Origin of the sequence: Clostridium beijerinckii, from assembly GCF_018223745.1 — a bacterium.
GTDB classification, from domain to species: domain Bacteria; phylum Bacillota; class Clostridia; order Clostridiales; family Clostridiaceae; genus Clostridium; species Clostridium beijerinckii.
Genome location: NZ_CP073653.1, coordinates 2,821,462 through 2,841,887, shown reverse-complemented (window position 1 = coordinate 2,841,887; position 20,426 = coordinate 2,821,462). Strand labels below are relative to the sequence as shown.

The 20,426-nt window shown below is 29.7% G+C and carries 18 protein-coding genes; 1 reads left to right on the top strand and 17 read right to left on the bottom strand.

Translation table 11 applies throughout. From position 1 onward, the window contains the following. Positions 1–80: 80 nt before the first annotated feature. On the top strand, positions 81–713 hold the full coding sequence (locus KEC93_RS12935) for an aldehyde dehydrogenase family protein (protein WP_023974668.1): 633 nt from the start codon (positions 81–83) through the stop codon (positions 711–713). Between the two features lie 404 nt (positions 714–1,117). Here the strand turns inward: KEC93_RS12935 and KEC93_RS12930 are convergent, their stop codons facing one another. The 17 genes from KEC93_RS12930 to KEC93_RS12855 form a co-directional block, all read right to left on the bottom strand. Beyond that, a complete protein-coding gene (locus KEC93_RS12930) occupies positions 1,118–1,480 on the bottom strand; it encodes a TSUP family transporter (protein WP_012058728.1) in 363 nt (120 codons plus the stop codon). A gap of 431 nt (positions 1,481–1,911) precedes the next feature. Then, positions 1,912–2,274: a response regulator gene (locus tag KEC93_RS12925; RefSeq protein ID WP_012058727.1), complete on the bottom strand. Its 363-nt coding sequence runs from the start codon at positions 2,272–2,274 to the stop codon at positions 1,912–1,914. Between the two features lie 51 nt (positions 2,275–2,325). Then, a complete protein-coding gene (locus KEC93_RS12920) occupies positions 2,326–5,181 on the bottom strand; it encodes a response regulator (protein ID WP_039770899.1) in 2,856 nt (951 codons plus the stop codon). Positions 5,182–5,196: 15 nt separating this feature from the next. Then, positions 5,197–6,267, bottom strand: coding sequence for an HD-GYP domain-containing protein (locus tag KEC93_RS12915; RefSeq protein ID WP_023974665.1), 1,071 nt, complete (start codon positions 6,265–6,267; stop codon positions 5,197–5,199). Positions 6,268–6,711: 444 nt separating this feature from the next. Continuing rightward, the gene (locus KEC93_RS12910) at positions 6,712–7,584 is read right to left on the bottom strand and encodes a cysteine ABC transporter substrate-binding protein (protein ID WP_017211655.1); all 873 of its coding nucleotides are present in this window, start codon (positions 7,582–7,584) and stop codon (positions 6,712–6,714) included. Between the two features lie 24 nt (positions 7,585–7,608). Then, the gene (locus KEC93_RS12905) at positions 7,609–8,358 is read right to left on the bottom strand and encodes an amino acid ABC transporter ATP-binding protein (RefSeq protein WP_077868732.1); all 750 of its coding nucleotides are present in this window, start codon (positions 8,356–8,358) and stop codon (positions 7,609–7,611) included. Between the two features lie 11 nt (positions 8,359–8,369). Further along, positions 8,370–9,047, bottom strand: coding sequence for an amino acid ABC transporter permease (locus KEC93_RS12900; protein WP_012058722.1), 678 nt, complete (start codon positions 9,045–9,047; stop codon positions 8,370–8,372). Then, positions 9,028–9,693, bottom strand: coding sequence for an amino acid ABC transporter permease (locus tag KEC93_RS12895; protein WP_017211658.1), 666 nt, complete (start codon positions 9,691–9,693; stop codon positions 9,028–9,030). Before KEC93_RS12895 ends, KEC93_RS12900 begins: the two co-directional genes overlap by 20 nt. A gap of 447 nt (positions 9,694–10,140) precedes the next feature. Beyond that, entirely contained in the window at positions 10,141–10,554 is a 414-nt protein-coding gene (locus KEC93_RS12890; RefSeq protein ID WP_023974663.1) for a 3D domain-containing protein, read from the bottom strand. Positions 10,555–10,853: 299 nt separating this feature from the next. After that, a complete protein-coding gene (locus tag KEC93_RS12885; protein WP_077868731.1) occupies positions 10,854–12,326 on the bottom strand; it encodes a protein adenylyltransferase SelO in 1,473 nt (490 codons plus the stop codon). Between the two features lie 378 nt (positions 12,327–12,704). Beyond that, entirely contained in the window at positions 12,705–13,004 is a 300-nt protein-coding gene (locus KEC93_RS12880) for a hypothetical protein (RefSeq protein ID WP_012058718.1), read from the bottom strand. 285 nt (positions 13,005–13,289) lie between these two features. After that, the gene (locus KEC93_RS12875; protein WP_077868730.1) at positions 13,290–14,351 is read right to left on the bottom strand and encodes a galactose ABC transporter substrate-binding protein; all 1,062 of its coding nucleotides are present in this window, start codon (positions 14,349–14,351) and stop codon (positions 13,290–13,292) included. A 181-nt stretch (positions 14,352–14,532) separates the two neighbouring features. Continuing rightward, positions 14,533–14,661 (bottom strand): hypothetical protein, encoded by a 129-nt coding sequence (locus KEC93_RS26705; protein WP_017211662.1) that lies wholly within the window; start codon positions 14,659–14,661, stop codon positions 14,533–14,535. Between the two features lie 81 nt (positions 14,662–14,742). Further along, complete coding sequence (locus tag KEC93_RS12870) at positions 14,743–16,185, bottom strand: ATP-binding protein (protein ID WP_017211663.1); 1,443 nt, start codon at positions 16,183–16,185, stop codon at positions 14,743–14,745. A 537-nt stretch (positions 16,186–16,722) separates the two neighbouring features. Next, positions 16,723–17,769 carry a glycerol-3-phosphate dehydrogenase gene (locus KEC93_RS12865; protein WP_023974660.1) on the bottom strand — a complete coding sequence of 349 codons (1,047 nt, stop codon included), beginning with the start codon at positions 17,767–17,769 and terminating at the stop codon, positions 16,723–16,725. A gap of 135 nt (positions 17,770–17,904) precedes the next feature. Continuing rightward, on the bottom strand, positions 17,905–18,720 hold the full coding sequence (locus tag KEC93_RS12860) for an HAD-IIA family hydrolase (RefSeq protein ID WP_012058714.1): 816 nt from the start codon (positions 18,718–18,720) through the stop codon (positions 17,905–17,907). 172 nt (positions 18,721–18,892) lie between these two features. Continuing rightward, a complete protein-coding gene (locus KEC93_RS12855) occupies positions 18,893–20,272 on the bottom strand; it encodes a sn-glycerol-1-phosphate dehydrogenase (protein ID WP_238892907.1) in 1,380 nt (459 codons plus the stop codon). Between the last annotated feature and the right edge of the window lie 154 nt (positions 20,273–20,426).

The window sequence follows — 20,426 nt, the reverse complement described above, 5'->3', positions numbered from 1 at the left end:
TATTTAACTTCTTCTACTTCTATGTTAGTAGAAATCATAGTAAAAAATTAAAATCTATAAATATGAGGGGGATAAATACTATGATAGTAAAAAAACCAATTCAATATGCAGTTATAATCGATAGACAAGGAGATTGTGGAGTTTTTGACACCATGGAAGATGCCATTAAATTAGCTCATGTTGCTTGTGAAAAATATAAGCAATACAGTGAACAAAGAAAGAATGAAATAGTAGATTCAGTAATTAAAGAATTAGAATTGCACTTAGAAGAAGTTAGCTTAATGACTTGTAAAGAGAATGGTGCTAGCTCCTACAATAATATTCTTTACAATAATACTAATGCATTAGATAAATGTTTAAATGATAACTATCTTGAATCTAGGTTCTCTATAATTAACGGTGATAATTCTTATACTGTAAATGGCGTTATTGTTGAAGCATCTAATCCTATCGAAACAATAATTAGAAACAGCATTCTAATGCTTAAAGCTGGACATGCAGTTGTATTTTCATCAAATGAAGATGTAAAAGAAGTATTTTCTTATACTATTAAACTTATAAATAGAGCTATAGAGGCAGTAGGTGGCCCAAGAAATCTTGTAGTAACAGTAAAAAAACCTAGCGTTGAAAGCACTGATATCTTGATTTCACACGAAAGAATAACTCTTATTTCTGCAATAGATAATCAAGATACTAGAAAAATAGCTCTTTAGTCAGATGGTATTTAAATTGTTGAAAGGCACACACTTAAATAAATTTAATTCGATCTATAGCTTTGAGTGACTATATGATGGTATATATTCCAAACCACATTCATTTAAATATTTATCACCTCCATTGTATTTTCACTCATTTTGTTTAATTAAAGCACCCCAATTGGGGCTTTTTTATTTTTCTTAATTTATCATCTAATATATCAAAACTGCACCAATATGCAGAGATACCTGATCAATCGTTAATATTTTGCTTAAGTTAAGCACTATGTTTTTAGACTATTTATAATTGAAAATACAGCAATTAAATTATTAACATATAAAAAATAACCACTAACTTATAATAAATTAATGGTTATTTTAATGATATAGACTATTATTTTTTACTAATTAACTATTTTTCATTATTTACCTATAAAAGTTTTTATTCCAACCAAAATAATAAATATTCCAAAAGCTTTTTTCATTATACTTGCTGGAAGAATATTAGCAAGCTGGCCTCCAAATTTTGCACTAATTAGCATAGTAACACAAATAATTATACCAGCAGTTATATTTGTATTACCTTTCTTATAATATTCCATGAATGCAAGTAAGCCAACAGGTGGAAGCATTGCAACAAGAGATGTCCCCTGAGCTGTGAGCTGCGAAAATCCTTTCAAATACATCAATGCAGGAATTATAATTATTCCACCACCAATTCCAAACAAACCACTTAAAATACCTGCTGCGGCCCCTATTGCTATGTAAATTATAATATCTAACATCACATCATCCTCCAATAATATCAAATAAATTCTTACTTTAATTTTAAAATAACATTTATTCATTGTCATTTCATAGAATATATTTACTTTTAATAAATTAATTTATAGCTATTTATAATAGTATATTGCAATCGATTTTCTATATGCTAATATTAGTTAAATACTTAGCTTACCATATCTTTAAATGCACATTCATTATTACAACACATATTCTATTGATTATAATAAAATAAGATTCCCAATTCACTTTTTAGAATTATTTAATTATATAATGTTAGGTTGTTTATAAACACCTAAATTTATTCCTTATTAATAAAAAATTAAAGAATACATTTTCTATTAATAACTGCATTCTTTAATCTCAACTAATCTACTAAGCATATATATCTTTTCAGTATAAATAACGATTTTTCTATTTTTGTATTAAAATTTTATTTGTATTCTTCTAGTGTTTTTATTAAAGTTTGAGTATCAAATGGTTTCTTTATATAACTCTTAGCTCCTAAGGCTAAGCATTCATCTTTGACATCATCATATCCTACTGCAGATATAATAATTACTACTGCTTCAGGATCAATACTCATTATTTGGCTTAAAACATCAATGCCATCTTTTCTAACTTCAGACATATTTAAATCTAAAATTATAATATCAGGACTTTCAATCTTATATGTTTCTATTGCATCATCTTTACCTGATGCTTCTAAGATCATATAAGTTCCCCTTTTTTGAATAATTTTTCGTATAAACATTCGCATATACGATGAATCATCAACTATCAAAATCTTCTTCATATTAAAAACTCCTTCATCCTCATTTTTCAGAATTTGACTGCTATTATTAAATTATATTTTATAAAACAAATCTTTTATTTGTCCAAAAATCTCATTACATTCATCTAACTTTTCTTCTAAAGCTTTTTTATCAAGCATTTTAGCTAATTCGTGAACAGAATTTATTCTTAGTGTTCCAGATGAACCTTTTAACTCATGAGCAAACTTTGCTAGTTTCTTTAAGTCCTTAGTATTAATGGCATCATTAATTCCATTTAACAAATCAGGTAAGCACCTTATGTAGTCTTCAAATATTTCTAATGCATCTTCTATATCAAGACCGGTATCTCTAGAAAATTCATTAATATAGTTATCTATTATTCTTGAATAGTCTATAGTATTATGTTTTTTATCTATGATACTTTCTTCAATCATCTTAAATACAATACCAAAATTAATAGGTTTAGTAATGTAATTATCCATTCCAGATTTAATACACTTTTCCGAATCACCTTCCATTGCATTAGCAGTTACTGCAACAATTTTTGTGTGCTTTCTATTTTCTTCAATTCTTCTTATTTCAGCAGTAGCTTCATATCCATCCATTACTGGCATCTGACAATCCATGAATACAATATCATAATCTTCTTCCGATACTTTTCTTAATGCCTCTTTACCATCTAATGCCACATCGCAAGTAATACCACGAGATTTAAGCATGCTTATAAAAATTTTTCTGTTAACTTCATTATCTTCTGCCAGTAAAATTCTAATTTCTGATAAATCATAAATGTTTTTAACTACATTTTTATTTGAGTCTTCAAAATGTTCTTCATCTTCTTTCTTCAAGCCTAAATTTACAGCAATACAATCAAGTAAATCATCTCTTTTTAGTGGCTTGGTCAAATAAGACGAAAAGCCATACTCCATTGCTGCCTTAAAGTCTCCTTTATACCTCGACATTAACAGTATTAACTTGATATGTTTGGCTATTGGTATATTTTTTAACGTTCGTGCAAGTTCATAACAATTCATTCCTGGTATCTCGCACTCAATGATTACAATACTTATTTTATTTTTTGTATCATTATTAGAAATAATTGTTGAAATTGCTTCACCAGCACCATCAACCTCAATTATATGTAATCCAGTTCCTTTCAGGTAAGAACTTGTAATCTTTCTACTATTTTCATCATTGTCAACAATCAAAATATTCACGTCATTAACCTTTTCGAAAATAGAGATATGTTCAGAAGCCCTTTTAGATATTTTTAATCTTACACAAAATCTAAAAATAGATCCTTTATCTAATACACTATCAACGGTTATTTCACCATCCATCATATTAACCAGTTCTCGGCATATAGAAAGTCCAAGTCCAGTTCCTCCATATTTTCTCGTTGTAGATGCATCTGCTTGGTTAAAAGATTTAAAAAGTTTTTGTATATCCTTTCCGCTAATTCCAATTCCAGTATCCCTCACTTCAAATGTAAGAAGTGCGATATCATTTTCTTCCTCAAAATAATCAACCTTAATTGCAATTTCACCCGCATCAGTAAATTTAACACCATTGCTCAAAAGATTAGTTAATATTTGCTTAAGTCTAGACGGATCACCTATAACCTCATCTGGAATAGTTGGATCAATTATTGTATAAAGCTGAATTCCTTTTTCCAAGGTTTTAGGAACAAAAAGTGAAACAGCATCTTCTATAACAGTTCTCAAATTAAAGCTTATTTTTTCTAGTACTAATTTTTTAGCCTCAATTTTTGAAAAGTCCAATATATCATTAATAATATTTAGTAAAATATCTGAAGCAGATTTTGCTTCGCGTACAAATTCTTTTTGTTCCAGAGAGAGATTTGACGATTCCAATAATTCTAAAAATCCAAATATTCCATTCATTGGAGTTCTTATTTCATGTGACATATTTGCAAGAAACTGACTCTTTGCTATATTTGCAGATTCAGCCTCTACTTTTGCTTTATATAATTCAGCTTCTGCAATTCTTTGCTCCGTAATATCCTGTGCTGTACAAACAAGATATTTAATGTTACCTGATTCATCTTTAATAGGTTTACTTTTAACCTGAAGGAGCCTGTCCTCGCCTTTCCAATTCTTAATTTTAAGCTCTTTCTCTGCTGGCTCATCATTCCTAAATAATTCCCAATTATTTTCAGACAACTTATTTGCAGTATTAACATCAAATATGTCATATAGGTCTTTATATTCTAAATCGCTCTTTTTCTTACCAAAAAATTCTGCATGAGCCTCATTAACAGTGGCATATGAAGTAACATTGCTTAGTGCCCAAATCTGTGATGCAGCATTATCAAGTAAAATGGTCTGACCATTAAGAAGCGATTCGTATTCTTTTAATTTTGTAATCCTAGCTTTTATGAATTCTAAAAACTTTGAAATATTATTTAATACTTTTATCTGTTCCGATTGCCATATTATTGATTCCGATAAGGTTTCAAATCCTATAAAACCTATTAATTTGTTTTTATCTTTTAATGGAAGTATAAGAGACGATTTTATCCCCTCCATATTAAAAGCTTCTAATTCAAATGTTGCATCAACCGGAAATTCAGTTATATTATTTAAAACAATAAAATCCTTACTTTTAATTTGACGGATTAACCATGGAAAAGCGTAAACTACTTCATCCTCTATAATTTCCCTTTTTGGTTTTATAAACTTTTTATTCCATTGACATTCTATTTTCATAAAAGTAGGGTCTTTAGAAAAATGATATATATATATTCTATCTAAATCAAAAAATTCTCCAATTTCCTCTAATGATTTTCTTAATAACTCATTATAGTTTATAGAATTCACCTCTAAAAATCTCACATGAATACTATTCATTAATTTTAGGAAATCATTAGAATAAATATTTATTTCATCCTTGTTTTGATTCTTCATATTATCCTCCTAAAATTAAATTTCACTAGTCTTCGTAATAAAAAGGGTTAATTCTTTCAGTAGATCGACTTCATAAGGTTCAGATAGTAAACTTCCTGTTTCATCATACAACACCTTTACTACAGGGCGCATTGGCATTGAGTTGTTTTGTTTTACTACTAATCCCTTTTCATTTGAATTTAGAATAACACCACTTCCTGTAGGAAAAGCTGCTATATTCATAGTAAATTTTTTCACTATTTCTTCATCAAAATAAATATTACTCATACCTATTAGATATTCAATTGCTTCATACACAGTTTTTCGTTCATTTTCTTCTCTGCCGGATATCATATTGTCAAACGTATCACAAATCGATACAATTTTCGCCAATTCATTTATTTCGTCTCCTTTTAGCTGCAAAGGATATCCACTTCCATCATTTCTTTCATGATGCATTAAAACAGCCACTTTAACATATGCACTCCAAACATGCTGGTCCCCTAGCAAATCATACCCAATCTTAGGATGCATTAATTCCATATATCTATTGAATTCATTTTCATCTTTAAATTCAGACGAAATTTTTTTATCGTTCATAATTGTTATTTTGCCAATATCATGCAAAAGTGCACCTGCAGCTATATCTTTTAATTTTGACATGCTGTATCCCATATGAGTTCCTATTATTGTAGCTAATACGCATACATTTACAGAATGAGAATATATATTATTATCACTAGCACTTATTTCTGCAACATTTATTAAAACATCTTTATTTGATAGTATATCTTCAATAACTGAGTTGACAGAATTCATAACGCTGTTATTATCAGTTTTTCCTTCACGGCAATATCCGTCTATCATTTTTTTTACTGCATGTTTGCTCATTTGCCGTGTCTTATCAGAAATACTTTCTTCAATATCAAGATTTTTTGATATATCATCATCAATATATACCGAATAAATACCAAGTTCTTTAATTTTTTCGATATAATAAGGTTTCAGCCTAACTCCAACACTAAGTAAAATTCTACCCGATTCATCAAAAATCTGTTTTCCTAGTATTTCATCTCCCTTTAGGCTGGAAACACTAACAACTCTCATATACACCTCCGAATGAAATAATTAAATATAAGTTTGCTTACAACACAACTTCTAAAGAAAGCAAATTCATACTAAAATCTATTTGGATTTTTATTAACTATACTTAAAAGAAAAAACTTTCCCAAATAGGTATTCATATTTAAATATTAGCATAATCTTACACATTTGACTACCTAAAAAATATCGATATTAATCGATTTAATGCCCATGAATACAAACTTCGTACTCGTATATTCAGATCCTCAAAACAAGAACAAAATCCCAGGCGAATGTATCTTCTTTTTTATTCTCTTTACAAACCATAACTTTCTTATAAAACTTTAATTAAGCGCTTTAAAATACTAGCTGAGCATAATACTTCTTAAACATTGATTACAGTGTATAATTCGGGTGTATAAAAATAAAGGATGAAGATTGCATTGCATCCTCATCCTTTAAAAAATCTTATTGTATTTTTCCACCTTCAACTACAAGGCTATCTTCAAATTCAGCACCATATACTGATTTTAATGTTTCATCATAAGCTTTGTGAACAAAGTTCTCTTTACCTAAGTTTTCAAGTTCAGTATTAATCCAATCTCTAAGTTCTGTATTACCTTTAGTAACAGCTGGAGCAATGGTATCTGTGCTTCCAAGTGATGGTATACCAACAGAGAATCCTGGGTTATCTTTAGCCCATGCAATAACTTCTGTGTTATCACTTAATATAGCGTCACCACGTTTATCTTTTAATGCTTGGAATATTTCTGAATATTGTTCATATTTCACAAGTTCAACGTCTGGATGATTTTTAGTCATATAAGTTTCAGCAGTTGTTCCCTTAGCTACAATAACCTTCTTGCCTTTAAGTTGATCTTCCGAAGTAATTTTAGCGCCATCTGGTGAAACTACACCAAGTGATACTTTCATATAAGGATTTGCAAAATCAACTTTTTCTTTTCTCTCATCAGTAACAGTAAAGTTAGCCATTATTATATCCACTTTTTTAGATTCTAAATAAGAAACTCTACTTGCTGCATCAACTAAAACAAATTCAACTTTTGACTCATCTCCAAGTAAATCTTTAGCAAATCTCTTTGCAACATATACATCAAATCCTTGGTTTTTTCCTTCTGAGTCAACATATCCAAATGGAGCTTTATCACTAAACACACCAATCTTTATAGTTCCACGTTTTTTTATGTCTTCTAAAGAGCTAGACGCTGCTTTATTAGAATCACCTTTATTAGTTTGTGCTGAATTACCACAGCCAACAAAACTTCCAACTACTACAGTACTTAAAAGTAAAGCTGCTACTATTTTTTTTATGCTTTTCATATTTTGTCATCCCCCTATTAATAATTAAAATTGAAATATATTTAGAAAGTGCTTAGCACGTTCTGTCTTTGGATTTGTAAAGAATTCTTTTGATCCCGACTCTTCACATATTTTACCCTCATCCATAAAGATTATTCTATCTGCCACTGATTGAGCAAATCCCATTTCATGTGTGACAATTACCATAGTCATGCCTTGCTTAGCTAAGCCTAATATAACATCTAGTACTTCCCTTACCATTTCTGGGTCAAGAGATGCTGTTACTTCATCAAAAAGTATTATTTCTGGATTCATACATAATGCCCTAACTATAGCTATTCTTTGCTTTTGGCCCCCCGAAAGTTGACGTGGATATGAATCTTTCCTGTCAAGTAATCCAACCTTATTTAAAAGTTGTTCTGCTTGAGCAAGTGCCTCAGATTTCTCTCTTTTCTGAACCTTTAAAGGACCTAAAAGTATGTTTTCAATAACTGTCATATGAGGAAATAATTCATAGTTTTGAAAAACCATTCCTATTCTCTCGTGAATCTTTTGCCAATCGGCATTTTTATCTGTAAAACTTTGTTCCTTAAATTTAATATCTCCACCTTGAATTTTTTCTAGTCCATTAAGACATCTCAAAAAAGTACTTTTTCCACAGCCTGAAGGTCCTAAAATAACTAATACTTCTCCTTTGTGAAGGCTTAAGTTAATACCTTTCAATATTTCTTTTTCATCGTATTTTTTGTGAACATCCTGTATTTCAAGCAAGACAGGATTATTATTCTTATCCATGTATGTTCCTCCTAATTATTCCACTTTGATTCTAGTCTTTTCGATATTTTTGATAGTGGATAACATATTATAAAGTACAAGAAGAATATAAAACCATAAATCCAGAAAGAAGCAGTAGGAAACTGAAATCTTGAACTTTCAATAATCTGCTGACCCATCTTAACTACATCTATAACACCTATTAAAACTACAAGCGAAGTAGTTTTAATCATTCTAGTTGCTAAATTGATGGTTCCAGGTATCATTCTTCTTATAGCTTGAGGCATAAGTACATATCTATATATTTGATAATAATTTAAACCTAAAGCCTTCCCCGATTCAATCTGATGTTTTGGTAATGATTGAAGAGATCCTCTTACTATATCTCCCATTTCTGCTGCGCCCCAAAGACTGAATACAATAACAGAAACAACTTCTCCACTAAGGTTTATATTTAATGCTGTAGTAACTCCAAAGTAGAATACAAATAACCAAACTAACGTTGGTATTATTCTAAAAGCTTCTAGGTAAACTCTGTTAATAAAAAGTATCGCCTTCGATTTTGTAGTCCTACTCAAACCTATAAGTATTCCTAGTATAGATCCTATAATAATAGATATAAAAGCAATTTCTGCTGTTACAAACAGACCTTCAAATAAACGCTTAATATTGTTTTCTTGAAAAATAACACTAATTGCCGAATTCTGCATATCGAACCTTCCTTTCTATCCAAGACATTAGAAATGATAAAGGTAGAATCATGATAAGATAAATCAAAACTAGCAATGATAATGATTCAAAAGTTCTATAGTACATTCCTATTAAATCTTTTGTTAAATTTGTGAGATCCATTATTGATATAGCTCCAAGCACAGAAGTTTCTTTCAATAAAAATATGCAATTTGCACTTATTGAAGGCATACTTACTGAAAAAGCTTGTGGAATTATGACATATCTAATAAGTTGGCCATTTGAAAGACCAATACTTATGCCAGATTCAATTTGTGTTTTACTTACAGCTTCAACTCCGCTTCTAAAAGCTTCAGCCATATAACTACCACCAAGAAATGCTAAACCAATTATAGCACAAGTAGCTTCGCCCATTTTAAATCCTAATTTAGGCAAACCAAAATACAGAAAAAATATCTGCACAAGTAGTGGAGTATTTCTCGAAAGCTCAATATAAGCTTGTACGATTTTATCCAAAACTCTTACTTTAAAGTATAATATTATTCCGCATAGTAATCCTATTACCAATGATAAAAGTATTCCTACAATAGCTAACTTTAATGTGAGCCATGCAGCTTTCTCATACAAAGGCAAATTAGTCACTACGAAATTCCAGTCAATATTCATTTAATTATCACCTTTTAATTCTTTTTTTAATTCATACAATTCTTGTAGGAATACTTTTATACTAACAACTATTTACTAGTTTGTCAATCTTATTACTTTATATTATTAATTAGTTAATATATAGTGCATTATTTTTATTTTTTATCTTTATAAAGAACATTTTATTGATAGACCTTCAAAATAATTAAGATATTGTTGATATTTTATCAATAATACTATATTAATTTTCCTCTTTTCAAATAAAAAAAGTGTCCCTATATTTAGAAACACTTCCTTTTAGATATTATAATAATTGAATATTCTCTTTATAAATTTAAGTATCACTGATCTCTAAACAAGCTTGTCTAACTCAATCTGAATTAATTGCTTCCTAGATTTAATTATTAGAATTGCGATTATCAATTATTTTAACACTTATTTAGATTAGTTAAACATTTTCATTTTTCTTTAATTGTCGGATTTTCCAAATACCGTAACCTTAACAGTTTTCCTACCCCAATTATCACATTCACTATCGCTATCAAAATAAACATCAATAGAATTGCCTTTTATAGCACTTCCACTATCTGCAGCTATTGCATATCCATAACCTTCTATATATAAATATGTTCCAAAAGGAATTACGCTTGGATCCACTGCTACTGTACTTATCCCACTTGCATTTCTCTTTGCTATTTTTCCGCTTGCTGTCACACTTCCTGACTCCGCTGTGTACGCTGTTGTTGAGCAGATTATATCTTTATTTTGTGTCGTAGCTGCTTTAGCTGAAAAAGCAGTTCCAATACCTAAATAAATACTCAAAGCTACAGAAAAAACGATTGATTTTTTTGCAACTTTTATCCATTGATAACTTTTTGACATCAAATCTCTCCTTTTCAATTTCCAGAATACGTTTTTTATTATACCATAAATTTCATTAGTTGTTAAGTGTAAACGTATAAATTTTATGTCTTTTTTATTACTTTTTAAATTTTTTATATGATTTTTTATTAAAATTAGTTTTAGTTTTACATAATAATTCTAATATTTTTATTATCTTAAATACATAATCCCAATGATTTATGTATATTTCACAAAATGAAAAAAGGGCTATATTATGTCTCGCCCTTTTTTAGGTATTTTTTATTTTATTAAAAATTTATTAATATTATTATTTAAAATTAGGTTCCACAATAAGTTCGATACGAGCCGCAAGATTTTGGAGGCAATTTTTCATATTCAGATTGATTATCTGAATATGCGTAAGGATTAGATAGTACATTTAATAGTTTATTCATAACGGTATAGTCGCCTTTTTCCGCAGCCGACAATGCTTCCTCAACTCTATAATTACGCGGTATCACATAAGGATTTGAATTTTTCATCAATATATTTGAAGACTCTTTAGATTCCTTCTGTCTATTTAATCTTGCATTCCATAATTCATGCCATTTCTCAAATTCTTTAGACTTAAATAACTCTATATCAGAATACTTATCTAAAGTTAAAGCACTAAATGTATTAGTATAATCTGCCTTATATTTATACATAATACTTAGCAAATTTTCAATAAGAGCTTCATCTTGTGATTCTTTATTGAATATTCCGAGTTTTGATATCATTCCTCTAATCCAATTATCGTGATATAAATCCGCAAACTTTGAAAGTTCATTTTGTGCAATTTCTACTGATTTTTCATGATTGTTATGAAGTAATGGCAACAAAGTTTCAGCAAATCTAGCTAAATTCCATTCAGCTATAGGTGGTTGATTTCCATATGAATATCTTCCTTCTCTATCAATAGAACTAAATACTGTTTCCGGATCATATGTATCCATAAAGGCACAAGGTCCATAATCTATAGTTTCTCCACTAATAGCCATGTTGTCAGTATTCATAACTCCATGAATAAAACCGATTAATTGCCATTTTGATATCAATGAAGCTTGCCGTTTAATAACTTCTTGGAGTAAAAAAATATAAGGATTCTCTAAGTTATCAATATCAGAAAAATGACGTTTAATAGTATAATCAGCTAGTGATTTGAGTTCCTCTATAGTTCCCCACTTTGCAGCATACTGAAAGGTAGCGACTCTAATATGGCTTGAAGCTACCCGAGTTAGAATAGCACCTGAGAGCACTTTTTCTCTAATTACAGGTTCTCCAGTTGTCACTACTGCTAGACTCCGAGTTGTTGGAATTCCAAGACCTTGCATTGCTTCACTAATAATATATTCACGCAACATTGGTCCAAGCGCTGCTCTTCCATCACCACCTCTAGAGTACGGTGTTCTGCCTGATCCCTTTAGCTGAATATCAATTTTTTCACCACTTGGCGTAATTTGTTCACCAAGTAATATAGCTCTACCATCACCTAACATATTAAAATAGCCAAATTGATGTCCTGCATAAGCTTGTGCAATAGGTAAACTGCCTTCTTCTATTTTATTTCCAGCAAAGATTGCTACATTGTCACTATCGTGAAGAAATTCTGCCTTCAGCCCTAATGATTCTGCAAGCGGCTGATTAAGAATAACTAATTTAGGCGCCTTTACAGGTGTTGGATTTTGCTTGCTAAAAAGTGTTTTTGGCAAATCAGCATAAGTATTATCTAATTTCCATCCTGTTTCTGATTTTATTTTTATATCTTGCATTATATCTCTCCTTTCTTCTTTTGTATTTTATTTCTTTTATTTTATAATTAAAAACGATATATAACCAAAAGTATTTTTCTTAATTTCTATCATATTTACATAATTACAGCCCTTTTTATTATCTGCTTATGTCCAATTATTATACTCTTGTAAATAATCACAGCAATAATACTTTTCACTTTTTAAATAATTGCCGAATACTATTTATTCAATATAAGTTCAACTTCTACTAATTATCCTAATAATTAATATAGACAGTAAATCTAATTTAATAAATTTACTGTCTAACAAAGATTTATATTATCTAAACGTATTTTTCATCATTTTTCATTTCAAATATTTTTGTTATCTCTTATATTTATCTTGTTTAAATTGACATTAAGATTGAGATATAAGACTTCCTGTTACAGAGAATGTTCCATATTTTGTATCAACAGATGCTGACAATAGATTACCATTTAAAATACCTTTAGCAGAATATTTTAACTTGGCCAATAGAATTTTTATTTCTCCAGAAAATTCAAAATTGTTTCCATGAATTCTTCCGTTATTGAATTTGCTTTTAAATCCCATTCCATCAATTGCTCCTGTTAAAGATTCACCATTTATTACAAAAGTAATTCTGCCCTGCTGACTACCAAATGGAGCATTTAATACAACATCATATATTTTTGTCAATTTAGCTGCACCCCTTTTTCTTATCTAGATTGTTTATTATATATTAGAATATGATAATTATTCATTAAATTCTTCTATTAAAATAAAAATTTAATTTTAATTTCCTAAATTTAAATCACAATATGCCAAGGCAGCTAATTCTATAAGCAATTCTTTTATAAAAATATTTTACCAATTCTAAATTTAAATAATATTAATTCCATTTAAAATGCAAAAATCTTGAATTGTTTAGATTTCACACAGCACTTCGCATTATTAATTATTTTAATGCTAATTAAACTCTCATTACTTCAACCACTTTATGAATTCATTATACTTTAAATGAACTCTAAATCCAGTTTCATCAAATTTATATTTAGTGTTTTCAAGGGGTGATTTACCATAAGCCAAATTCATACCGATAGAATAAAGAGCTTCAGCAAGATCGCTAGGTTCTACAACAACAGTTCCCGACATAAAACCTTTTTTTATAAAATCTTTAGCAGTTGGCATGCCGTCAATACCTACAACTGGAATTGTTTTAGATTTACCGCCTTTGTTGTATCCATATTTCTGCAAAGCTTCAACCGCTCCTATTGCCATCGCATCATTATTTGAAACTATTGCTTCAATTTTGTCACCATATTTAAGAAATAATGACTCCACAGCACTTTGGGCACAATCTTCCATCCATTCACATGATGGAGAAGCAAGTTCCTCTGTTTTTATTCCAGCATCATTAAGCGCTAAAATTGAGTATTTTGTCCTTAACGATGTTAGAGGGCTTCCGATTCTACCTTTTAGCATAATATACTGCAATGCATCATCGTGATTTTTATCTATTATCTGCTTATTGGATCTCCATTCATTAACAAGAATACTCCCTTCCATAGTACCTGATTGTTCAAAATCAGCACCGACAACAACAAAACGTTTATATGGTTTAACAAAGTTTATTATTTCTTGTACTGGATCAGGGTTCAAAATTATAGGAATATCTTTTTCCATTATTTTGCGCAAAGTACTTTCTACATCTTTTAAATTGGGAGAGATTATACTTATAATAAAAAGATCAAAGTCTTGCGAAAGAGCTTTCTCTATGCTTTCATTTTGTTTAGCCTGATTGTCTTTAGCATCAAAAAACGTAAACTTGACTTTGTCTTCATTTTCTTTTTCAATACGTTCTAAATTTTCTTTAAGAAGAGAAATATACATAGCGCTAGAGTTATCCGAAAACACTGCTATTTTAATAGGAGTGTTTTTACTTAAATTGGGGATAGCACATACATTTTTTGTTGAAGTATCTAATGATGTAATTATTAATAAAACTAAAATTATAAATGTTATTATTTTTTTTAAGATGCTCATTATAGATCCTCCATTTTTTTCGCCGAGTTATAGTATTTAAATTTATCATGTGTTTTAATATAAAAAATATTCTTAATTTAAAGTAATTAGGTTATAATTATATAAACTTAAAAAGTGCAGTACCAAAACATATTTTTAGTACCGCACTTTTTTCATTCTACAAACTTATAGTTGCCATTTATTACATTTCAGTTCTAGGAATTCCTCTTACAGGTTTATGTCTTTTCCTATTTTTTGCTGGCATAGATGTATTTGTGGTATTTGACGAATCATTTTCATTATTATTTGTAATAAATTTATAGTTTGTCATTTTTTCTCACCTCATTTTTTAGTTTATACCTTTTCTAATTTTTATATTCATGATCAAAAATGAAATACTATCTAAATATTATTAGAAATATATATCAGAAAATTCAACATTAATGGCATTTATTAACCTGTTATCATATCTTTGTGATATTTTACTTTCTTCATTAACTATCTCCTCTTTAATAGGTAAAGTTATAGTAAACTTACTTCCACATCCGACTTCACTCTCAACTTCTATTTCTCCTTCTAATATAATTACTAACATCTTTACAAGAGCTAATCCAATACCACTACCTTCTGCTAACCTCGAAAGATTATTTTCAACTTGTCCAAATCTATGGAATATTACCTTATGTTTCTCTTTTGGTATGCCAACCCCAGTGTCAGTTACAGATATATCTACTGTTTTATCATTGCTATTTTCTTTAAGCTCAACAGTTATTGAGCCTCCTTCAGGTGTAAATTTTATAGCGTTTGATAATAAATTTAAGATTATACGTTCGTATTTTTCATCATCTATTGAAATATTTTTATTATTAACATTAGTTTTAAAATAAAGGTTAATTCTCTTTTGATCCGCATAAACTTTTATTGATTCTGTAATTAATCTTGTTAAAAACACAATATCCAAATATTTCAAATTTAATTTAAACTGATCCGATTTTAATTTTGTAATATCTAACAAATTATTCACAAGTCTCAATTGTCTAAATGTATTGCGTTTTATGCTTCCAATAAGTTTATTCACTGATTCAGGAATTTCACTAATATACACATGTTCAATCAATTGTATAGCTGAATAAATAACATTTATTGGCGTTTTAAATTCATGTGTGATTAAAGTTATAAATTCATCCTTCATTGCTAAATCTTTTTCAAGAAACTCTCTTTGTCTCTTTTCTGATTCATATAATAATTCTTTTTGTTCGGTTATCTTTAGATTTTGCTTTCTTAGCAATAGTTCACGCTCTATTGCATCAACTACAGTAGTTAATGTCATTAAAAAAAATGGATTATGAAGTATAATCGCAGTCATAATACATATACTTCCTAATAAATTACCATCATCTGAATAATGAAATGGAACTCCATAACATGCACTGTCTTGAAAGCATTTATGATAGTGATTGCTTCCTATTAGTTGTATTGGATGGTTTTGCTTAAGTGTTAAACTAACTACATTTGTACCCATTTCCTCTTCTCGAAATTGTATACCCGGCTTAACTCCAAATTTAGACATTGTTTCCCTAATAGATTTATCTCCAAGAACATCTAGCAAATATCCATCTTCATCTGTAATTGTTATCAATACAGGCGTGCCTTCTAATAATTTTATCATCTTATTACTAAAAAATTTGACAACTTCTAGAATTTCGTCATAGGCATCTCTTTTTTGTCCTAATTCCAATTCAGACATAATATTCTTAGGCATTTTAGGATTATTTGAGTCCAACCCTAACTCAAGACATTTCTTTTTTGATTCTATAATATAACTTGCTTCTTGATCGCATTCGCGTTGAAACATATATTGCTACCCCCTGAAAAAGAAAATCAGTAACTCAATATATACTCATTAAAATAAGATTCCTAACTACTTTACTAATTAAAAAAACTTTATGTATTAATAATATCAAATATGTATTAGTGTTATTAACATAGAAACTTATCTTAAATTAAATGGAATTTTGATTTTAACGAAATAAAATTTTATGAGTTACTATGAAATATAGTAAACAAAAAGAAATTAATATACATACATGTATATTAATTCACTTTTTTACACAATTTTCTTATGTAATTATAACACTAACACTCTTTAACTGGAATAACAATTTTATAAAAATAGGAAAATGGTCAACTTATCCTTTAAAGATTATATCATATATTGTTGAAGAAGCTTATAAAAAGTACAGCACTAAATTTAAATCTAATACTGTACTCAAAATATGATATCAATAATATTTACTACATACTCATTTTCTAATCATGGTAATTTAACTTTAAAATTTTAATTAAAGTTATTGAACTTTACATTCCAAATTTTCAGCTAGTTAATGATAAATTATAATATTTTTTCAGACTCGAATGCTTTCCATGGAATATTAACCTTGCCATCTGAATTTATAATTTCATCAATATGAGTTATCATTGGAAAATCACTAAGTTTAACTACTCCTCTTTCTGCTAGACAACGCACGTATTTTGCAGCACGGGTAGCAATAACTACTGATTCTAATGTAACTCCTTTTAATTGTTCCATAGCTTCCTCAAATGAAAATCCTTGGCCTAATAAGGTTCCTATTCTACGAGTACGTCCACCAAATACAGTTACATATAAGTCGCCGCCAAAATATATAATGTTTTCTTCTCCTCCACCGACTATTTCAAGAATACGTTTGGCTTCCTTTATGCTTTGTCCAAAAAGTGCAGCCTGAGAATTATAATGCTCTTTTCCGGAACCATCAGCTCCAATGGCTAACCCAATAGCTAGCGATACGCCTAAAGCATAAGCATTCTTTAGAGCTACTGCACATTCAACACCTACAATATCTGTAGATAAGCTAATATGGTAGTATGATGTTTCAAATAAACTCTTAAACTTTCTAAGTAAATTTATGTCATCTCCGCAAAATACAACTTCAGAATTATCTTTATCTGCAAGTTCATAACTAGTACATGGGCCGCCAACGGCGCTAATAGATAGTTTTTTATTAGAAGGAAGTTTACTTAAAAAGTATTGAGGATAATTTATCATTTTGCCATCCTCTTCGGTAATCATTCCTTTTGTTATTGAAAGAATAGGAATCTCTTCAGGTATAATAGGTAATATATTGTCTGCAAACCAGTCGACACCAAAGCTGCTGACTCCGCAAATAATAAGTTCTGCTCCATCTATTGCTTCATTTACATCTTCAATTTGATAGTATTCAATTCCTGTTTCAGGTAATTGACGTTTTAATGTCGAATGAAAACCTGTAGCCTTTGCTGTATTTATGATTTCTCTATCTAACGGTGTACCCACAAGTCTTATCTTATTATTATTTTCGGTTGCTGGAAAAGTTAGTGCAGATGCCATTTGACCTGCTCCAATAATTGTTATAATGCTCATAATATTGCCTCCTAATTTTGAATATTAACTTCTTTTTAATTTTTCAAAACTCATAGAATACAATTACTTTCCATGAATTTTCAATACTTTTTTAACATACAATGACTAGATAAAATTCTTCTAATCATCAAGGTCTTAAATAAAGCTTTCATAAAACTGCATCAGCTCTTCACCAATATATTTAATTGATGAGAATACATAATCTGCAGTTATGTCAGATTCTCTGTACATAGCTTCTGATGTCTCACCACTTAATACAAGAACGCTAGTTATTCCTGCATTCACTCCAGTTTTAATGTCAGTGTAAAGTCTATCTCCTACAATTGCCACTTCTTCTTTTTTAAGCCCATACTTTTCAATAATAGCCTCTACTATATATCCATATGGCTTCCCTATAACCACAGGAGAAATACCTGTGGATGATTCAAACATTCTTATCATAGAGCCAGTATCGGGCATATATTTGCTATTTTCAATTGGACAATTGAAATCTGGATGAGTAGCTATAAATGGTACTCCATCTCTTATATAATCACAAGCTGTCCATATTTTTTCATAAGTTAGTGTAGTGTCAAACCCAAGAACTACATAATCCGGTTTGTCATTTTTGTCCTTAACTAGTATAAAGCCAGCCTTTTCAAATTCTGCCATAAGTGGTTCTGTACCCATGAGATATATCTTGTTACCTATGCAGTTTTTCTTCATATACCATATGGTTGCTTCACCAGATGTGTAAATCTGTTCTTCATCAACATAACAGCCAAGTGCTGAAAGTTTTTGCTTATAAGTTGATTTATTTTTCGAAGAGTTATTTGTTAAGAATATAAATTTCTTTTGTTGACTTTTTAAAATGTCTAGAAAGTCTAGAGCTCCATCAATAATTGTATTTCCAAGATAGAAAGTCCCGTCCATATCTAATAAAAAACATTTAATATCTTTTAACTCATTCATTTTTACCTCCATATTAAAACGCATAATTGTCTTATATGTTGTTGGATTTAGGCACATGAAAGAAAATAACAAGTCCAAAATGCCAAGCCTATTTTTGATTGGTCTCATAGCAAGTCTATTAGGTAATCTGCTGAAGAAGCATGATGGAAAATAGGCTTGGCAGATGAATTTGTTATTTTTTTGATTGTGCCTTATACAATTTATCAGCAATTAAATTAGCAATTTCATCTGTTAATCCAAGATTATCGATTAAATGCACAACGCCATATCTTGTTCTTATGTCCTTTGCAGCAATAAAAGTCTTAATAAATAAATTCTTATCTATTCCAATCTCTTCTGGATGCCATACACATCCACCATCCTGTAGTATTTTCTTTACTTTCTCAGAACTTGGAACTAGAGTATGTCCAATATCAAGAATTTCTTTCCAGTTTGCTGCTATCTTTTCTGCATTTTCTTGTCTCCTATCAGGATCCAATTCAATTGCATCCTTTTTATAGTTAATTACATTAACTGCCACTTTACCAAATACGCTTTCAATATTTTGTCTCCATTTATTCATATCGTAGTATCTGAATCTTTTCTTAGCCATAACACTTTCTATATCTATATCCTTTAATGCTTCAAATAACATAGCCATTACAACTGTACCTACTCCAACAAAATTTCCATGTACCCATTTTTCTTCACTATTTCTTGTATGAAACATTATTTCCCATCCATGAGCAATATGATGCTCAGAACCTGATGCAGGTCTTGAAGAACCTGACATTCCTATAGTTATTCCCGACAATACTAGCGCATCTGTTATATTTTTTACTACTTCATCATCCCTTTCTGGAATCCTTGGTGCAGCAGCAACACACTTATTTACTGTAGATTGAACCATATCCGCAATAGTCTTACAATAATACTCCCCTGTTAAGAGGTTTGTAATTGACCAGTCTGCGAGAGCAGTATATTTACCTAATACGTCCCCAAGTCCTGAACAAAGTAAATACATTGGAGCATTCTTCATAATGTCAATATCCGCATATATTCCATAAGCATAGGCTGCTTTATGAGATTCTTTGAATCCATCTGTAATTAAAGGCGATACTACAGATGCATATCCATCCATAGATGGTGCAGTACATACTATGGCATAAGGCACATGTGCTCTGTAAGCGACATACCTGCAAATGTCATTTATAACGCCTGAGCCTACACCAAGTATAAGTTCTGTATCATCTTCTATTTCTATTAAAACTCTTCCAAGAGCATATACATCAGGCAATAAGTGTTCCTGTGGAAACACATATTTCTTTAATAAAAAATCATTATTTAATGTTTCTTCAACTCTTTTTCCTGCTACATCATATGTGTGTACATCCTGTATAATTAATATTTTTTTATCCTTAAACTCTTTTAGGAATTCTGGAAGCCGTTCTATTATATTACTTCCTATTTTTACAGAATTAATTTCTACACTGTGCCTTTTTCCACATTCACACTTAAAATCCATTCCAATAAGTTCTTCTACTTTTAAATTTGTTACTTCCACTATAACCATCATCCTTTCCTTGTAAATATCCAATGGCATTAAAGAGTACTAATAAGCACTCTTTAACAAATTAGGTTATTTAATCTTATCTGATGTCTAGCCACTGTAACACTCCCATCTTCTATTAAAGTGAGAGATAACAGTGGCACGACCCTAGATAACT